This window comes from Marivita sp., from assembly GCF_048006345.1.
GTDB lineage: Bacteria > Pseudomonadota > Alphaproteobacteria > Rhodobacterales > Rhodobacteraceae > Marivita.
The window spans coordinates 2,074,333-2,091,097 of record NZ_CP180351.1; the positions used below are offsets into that span (position 1 = coordinate 2,074,333).

At 60.8% G+C, this 16,765-nt stretch carries 17 protein-coding genes; 7 read left to right on the forward strand and 10 right to left on the reverse strand.

Annotated features, from left to right (window positions below):
• Positions 1-30: 30 nt before the first annotated feature.
• Positions 31-1,890, reverse strand: coding sequence for a sigma-54 interaction domain-containing protein (locus ACMVPR_RS10225; protein WP_416882785.1), 1,860 nt, complete (start codon positions 1,888-1,890; stop codon positions 31-33).
• 216 nt (positions 1,891-2,106) lie between these two features.
• Between ACMVPR_RS10225 and ACMVPR_RS10230 the strand changes: the two genes are divergently transcribed.
• From ACMVPR_RS10230 to cynS, 5 genes are read left to right on the forward strand one after another with little or no spacing between them, the layout of a single operon-like run.
• Positions 2,107-3,501 carry a CmpA/NrtA family ABC transporter substrate-binding protein gene (locus ACMVPR_RS10230; protein WP_416882786.1) on the forward strand — a complete coding sequence of 465 codons (1,395 nt, stop codon included), beginning with the start codon at positions 2,107-2,109 and terminating at the stop codon, positions 3,499-3,501.
• Positions 3,502-3,504: 3 nt separating this feature from the next.
• Positions 3,505-4,341 (forward strand): nitrate ABC transporter permease, encoded by an 837-nt coding sequence (ntrB, locus tag ACMVPR_RS10235; RefSeq protein WP_300587873.1) that lies wholly within the window; start codon positions 3,505-3,507, stop codon positions 4,339-4,341.
• Between the two features lie 12 nt (positions 4,342-4,353).
• Positions 4,354-5,259, forward strand: coding sequence for an ABC transporter ATP-binding protein (locus ACMVPR_RS10240; protein WP_416882787.1), 906 nt, complete (start codon positions 4,354-4,356; stop codon positions 5,257-5,259).
• Positions 5,260-5,277: 18 nt separating this feature from the next.
• Complete coding sequence (locus ACMVPR_RS10245) at positions 5,278-5,757, forward strand: DUF1348 family protein (RefSeq protein WP_416882788.1); 480 nt, start codon at positions 5,278-5,280, stop codon at positions 5,755-5,757.
• A 37-nt stretch (positions 5,758-5,794) separates the two neighbouring features.
• Positions 5,795-6,265 (forward strand): cyanase, encoded by a 471-nt coding sequence (gene cynS / locus ACMVPR_RS10250; protein ID WP_416882789.1) that lies wholly within the window; start codon positions 5,795-5,797, stop codon positions 6,263-6,265.
• Between the two features lie 74 nt (positions 6,266-6,339).
• On the opposite strand, the gene ACMVPR_RS10255 is transcribed toward cynS, so the two are convergent.
• Genes ACMVPR_RS10255 through pcaD form a run of 6 tightly spaced genes read right to left on the reverse strand, consistent with a single transcriptional unit; the run spans position 6,340 to position 11,212 of the window.
• A complete protein-coding gene (locus tag ACMVPR_RS10255) occupies positions 6,340-7,617 on the reverse strand; it encodes a flavin-dependent oxidoreductase (protein WP_416882790.1) in 1,278 nt (425 codons plus the stop codon).
• A 45-nt stretch (positions 7,618-7,662) separates the two neighbouring features.
• Positions 7,663-8,724 carry a 3-carboxy-cis,cis-muconate cycloisomerase gene (locus ACMVPR_RS10260; RefSeq protein WP_416882791.1) on the reverse strand — a complete coding sequence of 354 codons (1,062 nt, stop codon included), beginning with the start codon at positions 8,722-8,724 and terminating at the stop codon, positions 7,663-7,665.
• The gene (gene pcaG / locus ACMVPR_RS10265) at positions 8,724-9,323 is read right to left on the reverse strand and encodes a protocatechuate 3,4-dioxygenase subunit alpha (RefSeq protein ID WP_416882792.1); all 600 of its coding nucleotides are present in this window, start codon (positions 9,321-9,323) and stop codon (positions 8,724-8,726) included. Before pcaG ends, ACMVPR_RS10260 begins: the two co-directional genes overlap by 1 nt.
• 3 nt (positions 9,324-9,326) lie before the next feature.
• On the reverse strand, positions 9,327-10,055 hold the full coding sequence (gene pcaH, locus ACMVPR_RS10270) for a protocatechuate 3,4-dioxygenase subunit beta (RefSeq protein WP_300587887.1): 729 nt from the start codon (positions 10,053-10,055) through the stop codon (positions 9,327-9,329).
• Positions 10,048-10,431 (reverse strand): 4-carboxymuconolactone decarboxylase, encoded by a 384-nt coding sequence (pcaC, locus tag ACMVPR_RS10275; RefSeq protein WP_292266825.1) that lies wholly within the window; start codon positions 10,429-10,431, stop codon positions 10,048-10,050. Before pcaC ends, pcaH begins: the two co-directional genes overlap by 8 nt.
• Entirely contained in the window at positions 10,424-11,212 is a 789-nt protein-coding gene (gene pcaD / locus ACMVPR_RS10280; RefSeq protein WP_416882793.1) for a 3-oxoadipate enol-lactonase, read from the reverse strand. The genes pcaC and pcaD overlap by 8 nt, the downstream gene beginning before the upstream one ends.
• A gap of 89 nt (positions 11,213-11,301) precedes the next feature.
• Between pcaD and pcaQ the strand changes: the two genes are divergently transcribed.
• Positions 11,302-12,234 (forward strand): pca operon transcription factor PcaQ, encoded by a 933-nt coding sequence (gene pcaQ / locus ACMVPR_RS10285; protein ID WP_416882794.1) that lies wholly within the window; start codon positions 11,302-11,304, stop codon positions 12,232-12,234.
• Here pcaQ and pobA read toward each other — a convergent pair.
• Positions 12,231-13,400: a 4-hydroxybenzoate 3-monooxygenase gene (gene pobA, locus ACMVPR_RS10290; protein ID WP_300587895.1), complete on the reverse strand. Its 1,170-nt coding sequence runs from the start codon at positions 13,398-13,400 to the stop codon at positions 12,231-12,233. The two genes, pcaQ and pobA, sit on opposite strands and share 4 nt — an antisense overlap.
• A gap of 92 nt (positions 13,401-13,492) precedes the next feature.
• On the opposite strand from pobA, the gene ACMVPR_RS10295 reads away from it, so the two are divergent.
• Complete coding sequence (locus ACMVPR_RS10295) at positions 13,493-14,344, forward strand: AraC family transcriptional regulator (RefSeq protein ID WP_416882795.1); 852 nt, start codon at positions 13,493-13,495, stop codon at positions 14,342-14,344.
• On the opposite strand, the gene ACMVPR_RS10300 is transcribed toward ACMVPR_RS10295, so the two are convergent.
• Positions 14,334-15,863 (reverse strand): acyl-CoA dehydrogenase family protein, encoded by a 1,530-nt coding sequence (locus tag ACMVPR_RS10300; RefSeq protein WP_416882796.1) that lies wholly within the window; start codon positions 15,861-15,863, stop codon positions 14,334-14,336. The two genes, ACMVPR_RS10295 and ACMVPR_RS10300, sit on opposite strands and share 11 nt — an antisense overlap.
• 3 nt (positions 15,864-15,866) lie before the next feature.
• The gene (locus ACMVPR_RS10305; protein WP_416882797.1) at positions 15,867-16,763 is read right to left on the reverse strand and encodes an amidohydrolase family protein; all 897 of its coding nucleotides are present in this window, start codon (positions 16,761-16,763) and stop codon (positions 15,867-15,869) included.
• Positions 16,764-16,765: the final 2 nt, after the last annotated feature.

Sequence of the window (16,765 nt, forward strand, 5' to 3'; positions counted from 1 at the left end):
CGATCTTGGGATCGCAGCTTTCTGTCAGGGTCAGATCGCGGTCCGGTCGATCTTGAGCGCCTTGATCCGCGAATAGAGCGTGGTCGGCTGCACATCCAGCATCGCGGCGGCCCCCGTCGGGCCGGACACGCGCCCGCCGGTTTCGCGCAGGGCGGCGATGATGTTGCGGCGCATCATCTCCTGCATCTCGGCCTCGGTTCGGACGGATGCATTTGATGGGGACGCAACCTGCCCGCCGCCGCCCAGTTCCAAAACCAGTTTGCGATCCCGCGACACGATTGCGGCGCGTTCGATGACGTTGTGCAATTCGCGCACGTTGCCTGGCCAGTGATAGGCCTGCATCTGCTTGACGACCCGCTCCGTCAACACCGGCACGGGGCGGCCATGGCGGCGACAGGCAAGTTTCAGGAGGTGCGCTGCCAAAAGTGGAATGTCCTCCAACCGGTCACGCAGCGGCATGCAGGAAATCGGAAAGACGTTGAGGAAGAGATAGAGGTCTTCACGAATGCGGTTTCCCGACCGCGTGTCGGTCGGCGCATGGGTCGTCGCTGCAATCACGCGAATGTCGAGCGGCTTTTCCCGTGTGTCCCCAACCCGTGTGACCGTGCTTTTCTGCAACGCATGGAGCAGCTTGCCCTGGATCTCGAACGGCAGTTCCTCGACATCATCGAGAAACAGCGATCCGCCATGTGCCAGTTCGAGCTTGCCTGGCTTGTCGCGCGTCGCATTGGGCCCTGCCCCGCGCACATGACCGAACAATTCGGCCTCCACATCCTCGGGCGCGACCGAGCCGCATTTGAAATGGATGAGCGGACGCCTGGAACGCGGGCTGGCTTTGTGGATTTCAGTGGCCACAAGCGCCTTGCCGGTGCCCGCTTCGCCCGTGATCAGAACGGTCGCATCGGTGCCAGCCACAAGATCGATGCGTGTCACGACCTGACGGATCGCGGGCGAACTGCCGATGATGTCGTGATGCGCGCGTTCCGAACTGATCGCCTCTTGCAGGTACTCGTTTTCCTGCTCAAGCCGGTCCCGCAATGCTGCCACCTCGTCCAAAGCCTCGCGCAGTTTGCGTTCGCCTTCCTTGCGCTCCGTGATGTCGCGGAAGATCACCACAGCACCCGCCAGCACCTTTTGATCATAGATCGGGGTCGAGACATATTCGACGCGGATGGGCTTGCCATCCTTGCGCCAGAACACCTCGTCCTCGATCCGGTGGACCTGTTCAAACCGAAATGAGCGGTAGATCGGGCATTGGTTCGATGGGTACACCTCTCCGTTCAGGTGGTGGTGGTGGATCATCGAATGGATGTCCTTGCCCAACAGATCCTGCGTGGTCCAACCCAGCATCTCCTGCGCCGCGCGATTGACGAATGTTGTCTTGCCATCGGCGTTGACGCCGTAGATCCCCTCGCCCGCCGCGTTCAGGATCAACTGGTTCTGGCGTTCAAGCTCGGCGAAAAAGGTCTCGGCCCGTTTCCATTCCAAAAGCCCAGCGCGGTGGAGTTCAGCCGCCTCTGCGATCTGGGTGCGCTTGTCGAAGGCATCAAGATCGGTGAAGCTGAGCAACAGAAAACCCGGTTGATCCGGCACGCCGCGCGCCCGGATTTCGCAGCGCAGCGGTGCCCCGTCCCGTGTGGTGAGCGGCACATCCCGCGTCCAGCATTCGCCCCGGTGATCGACCTCTTCGACAAAGACCACGAATTTCGCCAGTGCTCTGCCCAGAAAGGTCGAGAACCGCAGGGTTTTGTCTGTGTCTGGGTCAACAGCGAACAGCGCCGCCGCTGCGGCGTTGAGGGCCACCACCTTGTCCTGAGTGGTGTCGAGAACAAGCGCGGCCTCGGGAAATGCGGCCAGCAGGGAATCAGATTGGTGTCGTTCGTCCAGCATGCGGGCATCATTGCCGCTGCGATGCAGAACAGTCTAACGAAATTTCGTAATTTACGATTTATCGTAAAATACCGTTATCGCTAAAATGATTTAACATTATGAAATTAATCCAAATTTCCACTTTGAACAAATAAAAGGCACTTGGTTTTGATCGCCGAGCCCCGCTGGCAGGATGTCCCCAACCACTAGGAACATCCACCACACAGGGGACTGCATATGACGATCAAGAGCCTTGGAAATCCGTTTTCCGCAGACACCGACCTGCGCCATGGCGCCGATTGCGGCTGCGACAGCTGCGCATCCGGTCACAGCCACACCCACATCTCCAAAGACCTCGACCCGACGCGCATGTCATCCGAACAGATGCTCGAGCGCGCGGTCGAAAGCGCGATTGTGCGCTCGGTCTTTGGGCAAAGCGACATTGGCCGCCGGTCCTTCATGGGGATGCTGGGCGGAAGCACCGTTGCGGCAGCACTCGCCTCGGTCTTCCCGATGAACGAAGCCAAGGCGGCGATCTTGGACAACCTAGGGACACCGGAAAAGACCGACCTGAACATCGGCTTCGTGCCGATCACCTGCGCCACGCCGATCATCATGGCGCAGCCCCTGGGCTTTTACGAACGCTATGGCCTGAATGCGCAGGTCATCAAGACAGCCGGTTGGGCCGTGGCCCGCGACAAGTCGCTTTCGGGTGAATACGACGCTTCGCACATGCTGACGCCCATGCCTCTGGCGATGACGCTGGGCGCGGGATCTGTCGCAACGCCTTACATCATGCCAGCGGTCGAGAACATCAACGGTCAGGCCATTGTTCTGTCGAACGAACACCTTGATAAGCGCGACCCGACCCAGTGGAAGGGCTTTACCTTCGGTGTGCCGTTCGAATATTCGATGCACAACTTCCTGCTGCGCTACTACGTGGCCGAATTCGGTCTGGACCCGGATGTGGACATCCAGATCCGCGTCGTGCCACCGCCCGAGATGGTTGCGAACCTGCGCGCCGGTAACCTTGACGGCTACCTGTCGCCCGACCCGTTCAACCAGCGCGCGGTCTGGGAAGGCATCGGCTTTATCCACCTCCTGACCAAGGAGATCTGGGAAGGCCACCCGTGCTGTGCCTTCGCCGCACCGCTGTCCTTTGCAACCGAGTTGCCGAACACCTACGGCGCGCTGCTCAAGTCGATCATCGACGCGACGCAGTACGCTTCGAACCCGGACAACCGCAAGGAAATCTCGGCGGCGATTGCGCCGACCAACTACCTCAACCAGCCGGTGCCCGTGATCGAACAGGTTCTGACCGGAACGTTTGCCGACGGTTTGGGCAACGTCCAGCAGGTGCCCGACCGGATCGATTTCGACCCGTTCCCATGGCATTCGATGGGCGTGTGGATCCTCACCCAGATGAAGCGTTGGGGCTATATCGAGGGCGACATCGACTACAAAGCCGTGGCCGAGCAGGTTTATCTTGCTGCCGACGCGAAGAAGGTGATGGAGGATCTGGGCTACGAGGCACCGGACATCACCTACAAATCGCACACCATCATGGGCAAGACCTTCGATCCGGCAGAGCCCGAAGCCTATGTTGCAAGTTTCCCGATCGGAAAGGGCTGATCCATGTTGGACGGTCTTTCGGTCAACAAACGCGCCGCGATCTTGTCGATTGCCATGCTGGTGGTGGGCCTCCTGATTTGGGAGGCCGCCATTCCGGCACAGAAGGCAGCTGGCGAGCTGACAGAATACGAGCGCCTCACCGGTGGGGGCGCTCAAAAAGCGGGTGTTCCCCCGCCCAGCCAGGTGATCGCCAAAGCGTGGGCGGAGTTGTCCAACCCGTTCTACGACGCAGGCCCCAATGACAAGGGGATCGGCATTCAGATCGGGTATTCGATCTACCGTGTTCTGACCGGCTATTTCCTGGCCGCGTTGGTCGCCATTCCCTTGGGCTTCCTCATCGGGATGAGCCAGATCGCCTACAAGGCGTTCAACCCGTTCATCCAGGTGCTGCGACCCATCTCGCCGCTGGCATGGATGCCTTTGGCGCTGTTCATCATTCAGGATTCAGAGGCGTCGGCGATCTTCGTGATCTTCGTCTGTTCGATCTGGCCCATGCTGCTGAACACCGCGTTTGGCGTGGCCGGAGTACGCAAGGATTGGGTGAACGTCGCCCGGACGCACGAACTGAGCCCGCTCAAGACGGCATTCACCGTGATCCTGCCCGCCGCAGCCCCCACCATCGTGACCGGCATGCGGATTTCCATCGGCATCGCATGGCTGGTCATTGTCGCGGCAGAGATGCTCGTCGGTGGGACAGGCATTGGCTACTATGTCTGGAACGAGTGGAACAACCTCGACCTGACCTCCGTCATCTTTTCAATCCTCATGATCGGCGTTGTCGGCATGTTGCTGGACTCGGCCTTTGGCGTCCTGCAGCGCGCCGTCGCCTACGCCGAATAAGGGAGACACCTCATGTCGAAACCTTTTCTCAGTATCGAGCGATTGACCCAGCAATACCCGGATGGTCAGGGCGGCACGATGACCGTGTTCGAGAACGCCAGCTTCGGGATCGAAAAAGGCGAATTCGTCTGCATCCTCGGCCATTCGGGCTGCGGAAAGTCGACGATCATGAACATCCTTGCCGGTCTGGCCGAGCCGACGTCAGGCGTGGTCAAGATGGACGGGTTCGAAGTCTCGGGCCCATCGCTGGACCGGGGCGTGGTGTTCCAGAACTATTCGCTCTTGCCGTGGCTGTCAGCGCTGAAGAACGTGACCTTCGGCGTCAAGGCGCGATACCCTAACTGGTCGGCAGACAAGGTCGAGGCGCATGCCCGTGACTATCTCGCCAAGGTCGGGTTGGAGGGCGATGTGGTCTATCGCAAGCCCAGCCAATTGTCAGGCGGGATGCGGCAGCGCGTGTCGATTGCCCGCGCCTTTGCCAACCAGCCCAAGCTGCTGCTTCTGGACGAACCGTTCGGCGCTTTGGATGCGCTGACACGGGGCACCATTCAGGAAGAGCTGATCAAGGTCTGGGCGGGTACGGAACAGACAGTGTTCATGATCACCCACGATATCGACGAGGCGATCCTCCTTGCGGACCGCATCCTCTTGATGACCAACGGTCCGTTTGCCCGCGTGGCCGAGTTGGTCGAGATCACAATCCCACGCCCGCGTAGCCGGACCGAGATTGTCGAGCATCCGAACTATTATGCGATCCGCAACCATCTCGTGCACTTCCTCGGACAGCGCTCCAAGGAACTGGCGGGCAAGCAAAGCGGCGATGCAGATCAGCGTCCCGAAACCGTCAGGATCGACAAGACTGCGCCCGCCGAAGACGAACCCAGTGCACCTCCGCCCTTGCGGGCGGTGAACATCTGAACCCCGAGCGAAACGGTCATGACACATCAGGACACCCCGCGCGCACCCTTGCCTCCGTTTTCCTATGAAGACGCGGTGCAGAAGGTGCGGATGGCCGAGGATGCTTGGAACAGCCGTGATCCCGCAAAGGTCGCGCTGGCCTACACACGGGACACGACGTGGCGGAACCGGGACATTTTTCTCAATGGTCGGGCTGAGGTTGAAGCGTTCCTGACCGCCAAGTGGGCCAAGGAGAACGGCTATCGACTGATCAAGGAGATCTGGGCGCATGAAGGCAACCGGATTGCCGTGCGGTTTTGCTACGAGTGGCACGACGAGAACGGCCAATGGTTCCGCGCTTACGGCAACGAAAACTGGGAGTTCGATGCGAACGGCTACATGGCTGTGCGTCATGCCTCGATCAACGATGTCCCCATCGCGGAGTCGGACCGCCTGTTTCACTGGCCGCAGGGCCGACGTCCTGACGACCATCCCGGCCTGAGCGCGCTTGGGCTGTAACCCACCGAATTTATCATACGACCTAGGAGGAAACCCAATGAAAGACAATTACGAGGTGCCAGTCATGATGACCAAGGAAGACGTGACGATGATGATCCTGTCCGCCAAGAAGCAGGCGGGCATGACATGGGAGGGCATCGCCGAGAAGATCGACATGTCTCCGGTCTGGACGCATTCGGCCTGCATGGGCATGAACGCATTTCCCAAGGACAAGGCCGAGGCGCTGGTGTCCGTCATGGGTCTGCCACAGGAAGCAGCCAGCGTGCTGGAAGAGCCGCCCACCAAGGTTTGGTCGCAGGCTGTGCCCACCGATCCGTGCATCTATCGCCTTTACGAGATCGTTGGCGTCTACGGCCCGACCATCAAGGCGCTGATCGAGGAAAAGTTCGGAACCGGCATCATGTCGGCGATCGACTTCGACATGACACTGACGCGCGTGCCGCATGAAAAGGGCGATCGCGTCAAGCTCGAGATGTCAGGCAAGTATCTGGCCTATAATTCCTGGTAAGACAGGATTTTCTGCCCGGTCAGTGATGGCCGGGCAGTACACCGCGTTCACCGGCATCTATACCTCGTGGAACCTCAGCCGGTGACCCTCGCCCCGTTCGGGATCGTCGGATCGGCAGCGTTCAGGGTTTCAATCGCGAACCCGGCTGCGGCCTTGTATTTCGCCATGAAATCCGTGCGCTCTGCGGCGGGAATAACGTCCTCGATATCGTCAAACACGCCGCCGCAGCGTTCATCGAGCAAGTTGAGCAATCCAAACGGCCCGGCTCCGCGATTGCGCAACACCAGTTCCGATACAGGACCGCACAATTGCGCATCATAGGCCGCAAGCGCAGCTGCGGTTACACCATGCTCCAGCATCTTGGCCCCGATCAGCCGCGCATCGACAATTGCCTGACTGGCCCCGTTTGATCCGGTCGGGTACATCGCATGCGCCGCATCCCCCATAAGGGCCACTGGGCCGTCAACCCAGCTTGGTATGGGATCGCGGTCGATCATCGGGTTCACATAGGCGCAATCGGCGTCGCGCAGCATGGCTGGCACATCCAGCCAGTCGTAGCGGAACTCTTCGAAGTGATGAATGAACTCGTCAATCGCGACCGGTTTGAACCAGCCGTCCTGCTGCCATGCCCCTGCATCGTCCATCGTGACTTCTGCGATCCAGTTGATGAGCGCGGTCCCGGTCTCGTCGGATTTGGCGATCGGATAGATCACCATCCGGTGACGATGCGTGCCCAAGCCTACAAAAGACGAGTTGGTGCGCAATGGCTTGGCCTGAACCGTACCGCGCCACATGACTGCGCCGCCCCAATGGATCGGTGGTTGGTCGGGATACATCTGCGCGCGGATTGCGGAATGGATGCCATCTGCGGCGACCAGCAAAGTACCGGTCTCGGTGTGCGTGGCCCCGGCGATCTGCACCGTCGCCTTGACCCCGGCATCGTGCTTTGCATAGCCCGTGACTTTCGCCCCAAGCTGCACAGCGTCGGCACCTGCCCGGTCCACCAGCGTGTCGTAGAGCAGCATATGAAGCTGCCCGCGATGTACGGCATATTGCGGCCAGTTGTAGCCAGCGCCCAGCCCGCGCGGTTCGGAATACACTTCGCGCCCGTTCAGACCAACCAGCGCCCATTCCTCGGCGGGAAGACCGACCTTGTCCAGGTCTTCGGCCGTGATGCCAAGATCGAACAGTTCGCGCACGGCGTTGGGCTGCAGATTGATACCAACGCCCAGCGGCTTCATCTCGCGCGCGGATTCGTACACTGTGAACGGCACACCGATCTGGTGCAGCGTCAGCCCAAGCGCCAACCCCGCGATACCGCCACCAGCAATGATGACCCTGTTGTCGGACATAGTGGTCTTCCTTGTCGTTTTGGCGGGTTTACGGTGTGGCGTTGCTCAGGACAACAGGTCGGGTGTGCCAATCGACGTGATTTGCGACGCCACATCTGTCGCCACGACCAAAGCGCGCCCGGTGGCCTGCACCATCTGCGGCAGAAGCATCCACTCGAGCGCCCATGCGGCACCCGATCTTTCCTGTTCATGGAGCATCGCGTGATGCAGCCCTGAGAGCTGCACCGCATTGTACCGGGCCAATGTGACCAGCACTTCGGCCAGCACCGGGTTCTGCTTGTGCGGCATGGCAGACGATCCGCCACCGCCCGCCAGCGCAATCTCGTCAATCCCCTGCTGTGCCATCAGGCAGATGTCCTGCCCCATCTTGCCCAGCGTTCCGGTGATGAGCGACATCAGCGACGCGGCCTCGGCCATCCCGTCGCGCATGGCGTGCCAGCTGTGCGGTGGTGCCGACAGTCCCAATTCCTTTGCAACCGCGTGGCAAACTGCGTCAACCCCATCCCCCAGCGCGGCGCGATCCCCGGCGGCACCGCCGATCTGCACCAATGCCACGCGGGGCCGCAATTGTGCCAAACGTTCGCGATGTGCGGCTAGCGGCAGACGCCACGTCTGCACCCGGTCGGCCACGGTGATGGGCACCGCCGCCTGCATCCGGGTCCGACCCATCAGCGGGATCGGCCCGAACCGGTCTTCCAATGCCATAAGGTCCGACGCCAAACGATCCAGGCGATGGTCGATCAGGTCGAGACTGCGGACCAGCGACAGCGCCGTCGCGGTGTCGATCACATCCTGAGATGTCGCGCCCTTGTGGATCGCATTTGCCCCTGTCCGCGCTTTCAGCAGGCGCACCAAGGCAGGCACACAGACCCCGTCCCGAGCGGTGCCGTCGCGCAGTTCTTCCGGGGCAAGGCTGACACCTTCGATGGCGGTCGCCGCAGAGGCACCTTCCGCCTCGGACCACAATCCGGCGAGGTGACCGTGCCGCGACCACTCCGCCTCGAAAGCGATCATATGCGAAAGCTGCGCCTCGGCGGACCAAAGCGCAGCAATTTCGTCATCGGCAAAGAGGCCCGACAACCAGGGATGGTCAAAGACGCCTGTCATCACAGGTCAAGAAACACCGTTTCGCCCTCGCCCTGCAGCCGGATATCGAACCGATACGTGCCGTCGCCGGTTTTCTTGGCAATCATCGTATCGACACGCGGACGCTGTTCGATGCGGGCCAGCAACGGGTCAGCGCTGTTGTCCTCATCCTCGAAATAGATGCGCGTGTTGAGGCCGATATTGATCCCCCGCGCGACGATCCAGATCGAGATATGCGGCGCGAACACCTGACCGTTCCGACCCTTCACCGATCCCGGCTTGATGGTGCGCAGGGTGAATTCACCGCTGTCCTTGTCAGCAGCAAAGCGGCAGAAGCCCGTCACCTTGGGGTCTGCACCATCCTGCCCGGCGAACCGGCCAGCGGCATCGGGTTGCCAGCTTTCGATCATGGCATCGCGCATCGCCCAGCCGGTGCCGTCATAGACCGACCCGACGATGGTGATGACCTCGCCCTTTGCGCCGTCTTCGATCGGGCTCAGGCCCAGGTCTTCGGGGTACACGCCCTCGATCCCGGTAAAGGTCGGGATACAGCCGATATGGACATAGGGACCAGCGGTCTGGCTGGGTGTTTCCACCAGAATATCAAGCGGTTGTGTCATGACTTACATCCCTTCCGGCTTGTTTTCGAACATGGTCTGACGGCGACCGCGCAGCACGATGTCGAACTTGTAGGCAAGATAATCCATGCCCCGCGAATTCTGCATGTCGAGCGGCGCGACCAGACGGTCGAGCTGACTGCGATCCCGCACAGTGGCGGCAATCGGGCAGAGGTCGATCAGCGGATCACCCTGGAAATACATCTGGCTGATGAGACGCTGACCAAAAGCATGGCCGAAGATCGAGAAGTGAATGTGCATCGGCCGCCAGTCGTTGGCGCGGTTCGGCCACGGGTATGCCCCCGGACGGATGGTCATGAATTCGTAGTAGCCGTTCTCATCCGTAATCGTCCGCCCGCAGCCGCCGAAATTCGGATCAAGCGGCGCGAAATACGTGTCCTTGATGTGGCGATACCGCCCACCGGCATTGGCCTGCCAAACCTCGACCAAGGTGTGCGGCACCGGGCGGCCCGTTTCGTCGAGCACCCGACCATGCACGCGGATGCGTTCGCCGACGGCCAGCGCCTTGCCTTGCGTGAAGTTGCTGATCAGGTTGTTGTCGAGCGCGCCGAGCTTGTTATGACCAAAGCGCGGCCCGGTTTCTTCGCTTGGGGTCGACTCCATCGACAAGAGTGGCAATGACGGGGACCGCGGGACCGATGTCTTGTAATCTGGGTAGTACGGATCGGGATGCTTCTCGCGGCGGCGCGGCATAAGGGCAGCGGTGTCAGTCATCGGATTTCTCCATTTCTGCGTAAGTCTGTTTCGCCAGTTTGATGGCATGGTTCGCCTTCGGCACACCCGCATAGATCGCGACATGCTGGAACGCTTCCATCACGTCCTGCTTGCTGGCACCGGTGCGGGCGGTGGCGCGAATGTGCATCGGGATTTCTTCGAAGTTTCCGGTGGCGGCCAAAAGCGCCAGGGTCAGCATCGACCGTTCGCGCCGGCTGATCCCGTCAGAGGACCACACCGTGCCCCACGCGCCTTCGGTGATAAGCGTCTGGAACGGCAGATCGAATTCGGTCTTGTTCGCCTCGGCACGGTCGACATGGGCATCGCCCAAGACCTCGCGCCGGGTTTTCATGCCTTGGTCGAACCGGTCAGACATGGCCCACCTCCTTCAGGAAATCAGAGATCAGCGCACCCACCGTTTCTGGCGCTTCGACACAGGGCAGATGTCCCGCGTTCGCGATCACATGGAAAGCGGCGTTGCACAGCTTTGCTGTGGCCTCGACCAGTTCCGGCGTGGTTGCGCCGTCCTCGGACCCGGCCATCGCCATGACGGGCAGCGTGAGGGCCGCGGTGGATGCGGTGAAGTCAGCACCCGCAATCGCGGCACAGCAGCCGACATACCCGTCAACCGGCGTTCGGATCAGCATGTTGCGCCATGGCGCAAGGCGCGTTGCATCATTGCGCATCTCGGGTGCAAACCAGCGGTCCAGAATGGCGTCGCCCATCGGTTCCAGCCCGCCGGATTGAACCGCCGCGATCCGTTCGCCCCACATCTCGGGCGATCCGATCTTGGCCGCGGTGTCCATCAGAACCAGTGCGCGCATGACATCAGGTCGCCGCGCGGCAAGTCCCTGCCCGATCAAACCGCCGATGGACAGGCCGACAAAGGCGACGTTCGTCAATCCCAGCGCTTCGACCACCGCTTCGGCGTCAAACACGAGCGTGTCCATGTCATAGGGTGCAGCAGGACAATCCGACAACCCGTGCCCACGGTTGTCAAACCGCACAATCCGCAGTCCTTTCGGCATGTGGGGCAGCAAGGGGTCCCAAACCCGCAGATCGGTGCCCAGCGAATTGGCGAACATCACCATGGGGCCAGTGTCGGGGCCGTCGACCTGCACATGCAGCACCGCTCCGTTCGACGTGACTGTTTTCATATCTGCTATCTCCTCCCCCTCTCTTTGACATTTCTTTCCACGACTGAAAATTATAATCTTGGACCATTCGCTTAACCCATGAGTTATATATGCTCGATCCGCGCATCCGCCTCCGCCATCTTCGCTGCTTTCTGGAAACCGCACGCCTTGGGTCGCTTTCGGCAGCTGCTGATGTGTTGAACGTCTCGCAACCTGCTGTCTCCAAAACGATCCGCGAACTCGAGGAGGTGTTGGGCAAACCGCTGTTCGACCGGTCACACCGCAGATTGACGATGACGGCGGTTGGCCGGGTGTTCCAGCAACATGCGGGCGCGGCGATGGCCGAACTGTCGCGGGCCCAATCGCTGGTCAAGGATACACCATCCAGAATCACGCGCCTTTCGGTCGGGGTTCTGCCCACCGCCGCGACTTCGCTGATGCCACGCGCGGCCTTGGCGTTTCGGGAAACGCATCCCAACTGCCTGCTAAGGGTCAGCACCGGGCCGAATTGGCTGTTGATGTCGCAGCTTCGGGAAAGCAGCCTTGATTTGGTGGTGGGACGCATGGGCACGACCGAGGTGATGCAGCACCTGTCGTTTCACCATCTCTATTCCGAAGACATCGCGGCGGTCGTGCGCCCAAACCATCCGCTGACGCAGGCGGCAGAACCATTGGACGCGCTTGACGGATACCCGCTGCTTTTGCCGCCACCGGGCGCGGTGATTGCGCCACTGGTTCGGGCGTTTCTGTCCCGGCACGGCATTGCCGCGCAAAGTGCTGCGTTCGAATCCGTCTCGCTCGCCTTTGGGCGGCGTGTCGTGCAATCCTCGGATGCGGTCTGGTTCATCTCGCGCGGGGTTGTGGAAGACGAGTTGGACGCCGGCACCCTGATCGCCCTGCCCCTTGGCAATGATGTGCGCGGCGGACCCATCGGTATTTCCATGCGGGCAGATGGCGTTCTGACCGAGGAACAGACGGGGCTGATCCGGGCACTGGAAACCGCCCGGACCGAATTGCGCCCTTTGGGCCAAAACCCTGCCTAGAATGGCAAGCCGATATAGTTCTCGGCCAGGTCACGCCGCGCGGTTTCCGATTGCGACAGATGGCGCAGCGTCGCCTTGCGCATCTGCGCGGCAAAGCTGTCTTCCCCGTCGAACTGGTGCAGCATCGTTGTCATCTGCCAACTGAAGCGCATCGCCTTCCAGATCCGCAAAAGCGCCCGTTCGGAATAGGCGTCGATCCCTGCTGTATCGCCCTTCTTCAATGCGTCGATGAGCGCTTGATAGAGGTAATGCACATCGGACACCGCCAGATTCAGCCCCTTGGCCCCGGTCGGCGGGACGATATGCGCGGCATCACCCACCAAGAACAACCGCCCCCAGCGCAGTGGTTCACTGACGAAAGACCGCAGTGGCGCGATGGATTTTTCGATGGATGGGCCGGTTTCCATGCTGGCGGCCACCTCGGTCGGCAGACAGCTTTTCAGCGTGGTCCAGAAGCGCTCGTCACTCCATTCCTCGACCTTGTCCGTCAGAGGAACCTGCACGTAATAGCGGCTCAGGTTTTCATTGCGCATGGATGCCAGAGCAAACCCGTTCGCGGAATTTGCATAGATCAGCTCCTCATGAGCGGGACGGGTTCGCGAAAGAACCCCAAGCCAGCCAAACGGATAGACCCGCTCGAACTCGCGACGCTTGTCCTCGGGGATGGTTTTGCGGCTGACTCCGTGGAAACCATCACAGCCCGCGACATAAGCACAATCCAGCCGCTTCCGCTCTCCGCTCACAGTGTATTCGACATAGGGCGCGCTGCTGTCGGCATCCTGAATCACCACGTCTTCGACACCATGGATGATCGTCGCGCCCATCGCATCCTGCGCCGCGTAGAGGTCAGTCGTCACCTCGGTCTGGCCATAGACCATGACAGAGGTTCCCGTCAGCTCTTCGAAATTGATCCGCACCATCAGATCATCGTCGGTGAGGTAACAGCCATGGTGCGGAATACCCTCACGCGCCATCCGATCTCCGACACCCGCCTCGCGCAGCATCGCGACTGTCCCGGCCTCAAGCACACCGGCCCGGATACGCGACAGCACATGCTCGCGCGTCGCGCGCTCAAGCACCACCGTCGCCACGCCCGCCTTGTTGAGCAATTGCGACAGCAACAGGCCGGACGGTCCCCCGCCGATGATGGCGACTTCGGTTTTCATGGCAGCATTCCTCCAAAAGCTGGCGACCTTGGTAGGCTCTTGGGCAGCTTCAGGTAATGGCATCAAAGAGCGAGCTATGGTAAGAATCGAACATGAGCGCACAAAACACCATTCCCGCTTTCGGCTTGTACGGCGAACAGGGCCCGTTCCCGGACGTGATCCATTTCGAGGATTTCTCGGTCCGCGCGCCGATCAATGACTGGCGCATCCTGCCGCATCGCCACAGCCAGATGTCGCAGCTTTTCATGGTTGATCACGGCTGGATCGACGCCACGGTCGATGGTGGGAAATACCATGTATTGAGTGGAAAATTTCTATATATCCCAGAACATTGTGTCCATGAATTCGTTTTCGAGCCGGGTTCCGAAGGCAAGATTTTCTCGTTCCCCGTGAACATCGTGCGCACAATCTCTCCGGCGACGGATCAGATCCTGACCGCGCTGTCGGAACCCTGTGTCGGGGACATCCACCCTCTGCTGGAACAGGTCACCCGATTGCTGCGGGACACGATTGGGGCGGTCAGCCTGTTTCGCGCACAGCAAGTTGTCGGATTGGCACATTCCGTGCTCGCCAATCTTGCCGAAACGCGTCTTTCCGGGAACGCGTCGGATCAGAAAGCGAAACACGCGCGGCTCTTTGCGCTGGATGAGCTGATCTCGAAACACATGGCCGACGGTTGGTCGGCTTCGGACTTTGCCAAGGCATTGTCGATCAGCACCGGTCATCTGAGCCGCCTGTGCCGCGCAGCAACCGGGCTGGGGGCTGCCGCCTATATCGAACAGCATCAGATGCAGGAGGCCTGTCGTCTTCTGGCCTTCACGCAATTGCCGGTGTCCGAAGTCGGTTACCGTTTGGGCTTCATTGACCCGTCCTATTTCTCGAAACGGTTTCGCGCGGCGCGGGGGCAGACCCCGACAGACTACCGCGCTCTGTTCACGAACTGAGCACGCGTTCCGCAAGTCCTGAGATGCGCGATGGCTCGGGGTGCATGTCCGCAACCGACGCGCATTTGGCCCAACATGCCCGGAAATACAGCCGCGCGGTTGCCTGCGCGAAGGCGTGCGCCTCATGCTCGGCCTCGGCCTCTGCGCGCATCCGGTCGCGCCATGTGATCCAATCGGCCAGATCTGCCGACACTCTGTCCGACGCACCACCCAGTTCGCGGATCAGGTCTGCGAACTGGTCTGCCCCTGGCCCCTTGAGCCCGCGCGTCGCGATGCTGCGTTCGTGGATTCCGTTCGCCCCTTCATAGATCGACGTGATCCGCGCGTCGCGCCAGACCTGCCCTATTTGGTACTCGTTCAGATACCCATAGCCGCCAAGGATCTGTATTCCGAGATCGGCCGCCTTAATCCCGGCGTCCGAGCCGAACACCTTGCACAAGGGTGTGAGGAAGGCGACGAGATCGGGGCGTTTGCCGCACGCCATCTCGACGAAAGCCACATGGCACATCGCCCGTGCGCCAATCGCAAGCGATGCCTGCTCTGCCAACATCCGCTGCACATCCGCATGATCGGACAACCGGGCGGGACTGCCGTCTTTGCGCCGCCCCTGCACACGGTCATTGGCGTAGTCGGTCGCAATCTGCGACGCACGAGCGGCATGGGCGACGCCCTGCAAAGCCACGTCAAGCCGCGCGTGGTTCATCACCGTGAACATCGCCCGCAGCCCATCGCCTTCTGCACCGACAAGTTCGGCGTGCGTGTCTTGAAACGCCAGCTGACAGGTGGGTGAGGCATGCAGCCCCAGCTTTTCCTCGATCCGCGTGACGGTCACACCGTCATCCCCTGAACACAGGAACAGTGACAGACCTTTCAGCCCATCCTCGACCGATCCACTGCGGGCAAGCACCAGATGCAGGATTCCCCTAGACATGTCCTGATCGCCACCGGAGATGAAAATCTTTTCTCCGTCCAGCCGCCAGCCTTCGCCATCGCGCACGGCTTTGCACCGGATGCCAGACAGGTCCGAGCCGGCCCCGGCTTCGGTCAGGCACATGGTCGACAACACCTCACCCGAGGCCAAGCGCGGAATCCACGTCTCTTGCTGGTCGGGCGTTCCGAAATGCAGCAGCGTTTCGATGGCGCCAGGCACAAGTGTGCACACCATCTGCATGGCGTGATTGGCCCCGCTGAAGACTTCTGAAACACCCGCCGCAACAAGCGCCGACTGTTCCATGCCGCCAAACCGTTCTGGCGCGCGCAACCCCTGCCAGCCCCCCTCGGCCAATTGGGCATACGCCTCGCGAAACCCGTCAGGCATGATGACGCGCCCCTCGACAAGCCGGGCACCTTGCGCATCGCCGATGGCATTCAACGGTGCCAGCACACCTTCGGCGAATTGTGCGAAATGTCCCAGGATGTCCGACGCCAGCGCGTCGTCCCAATCCGCCGCGCGCTGCGCCCCCGCCACATGTCGCAGGGAAAACAGGATATCATCGGTTGGTGCGGTGAAGTCGGTCATGGATCAGGCGCCCGTGTCAGTCACACCAAGAAGACGCATCGCGTTTTCCTTGAGGATCAGTGGCCGCACCTCGTCCTTGAAGGGCGCATCGGCAAAATCCTTGAGCCAGCGATCGGGCGTGATCGCAGGCCAGTCCGACCCGAAGAGCATCTTCTTTTTCAGGATCGAGTTGGCGTATTTGATAAAGATCTCGGGAAAATACTTTGGCGACCATCCCGACATGTCGAAATAGACATTCGGCTTGTGCTGCGCGACCGCGAGGCCCTCTTCGGTCCACGGGAAGCTGGGATGCGCCAGAACAATCGGCATGTCCGGGAAATCCACCGCGACGTCGTCCAGATGCATCGGGTTCGAATATTTGAGCCGCATGCCCATCCCACCGCGCATGCCGGAGCCAACGCCCGTTTGCCCGGTATGGAACAATGTGATGGCACCCTCTTCGGCGCAGGCTTCAAGCACGGTGTAACAGGCCTCGCGGTCATTGGGGAAAAACCCCTGCATGGTCGGGTGGAACTTGAAGCCGCGCACGCCGAACTCGCGCACCAACCGCCGCACCTCTCGGGCACCTGCCTTGCCCTTGTGCGGGTCGATGGAGGCAAACGGGATCAGGATGTCGTCATTGTCGGCGCAAAGCTGTGCGACCTCTTCGTTCGAATAGCGTCTGAACCCGGTTTCGCGTTCTGCATCGACCGGAAAGATCACCGCCGCGATATTGCGCTCGCGATAGTAGGTCGCGGTGTCCTGAACTGTCGGCAACATGCCCTCGGCCCCAGCGGGATTCTTGAAATAAGCCGCCATGCCCGCCTGGAATTCATTGTACCCATCATCGCGGCACTGATTGCAGGGCTCCTCTGCATGTGTATGAAAATCAATGGCTTGGACCTTTGAGAAATCGACCATGT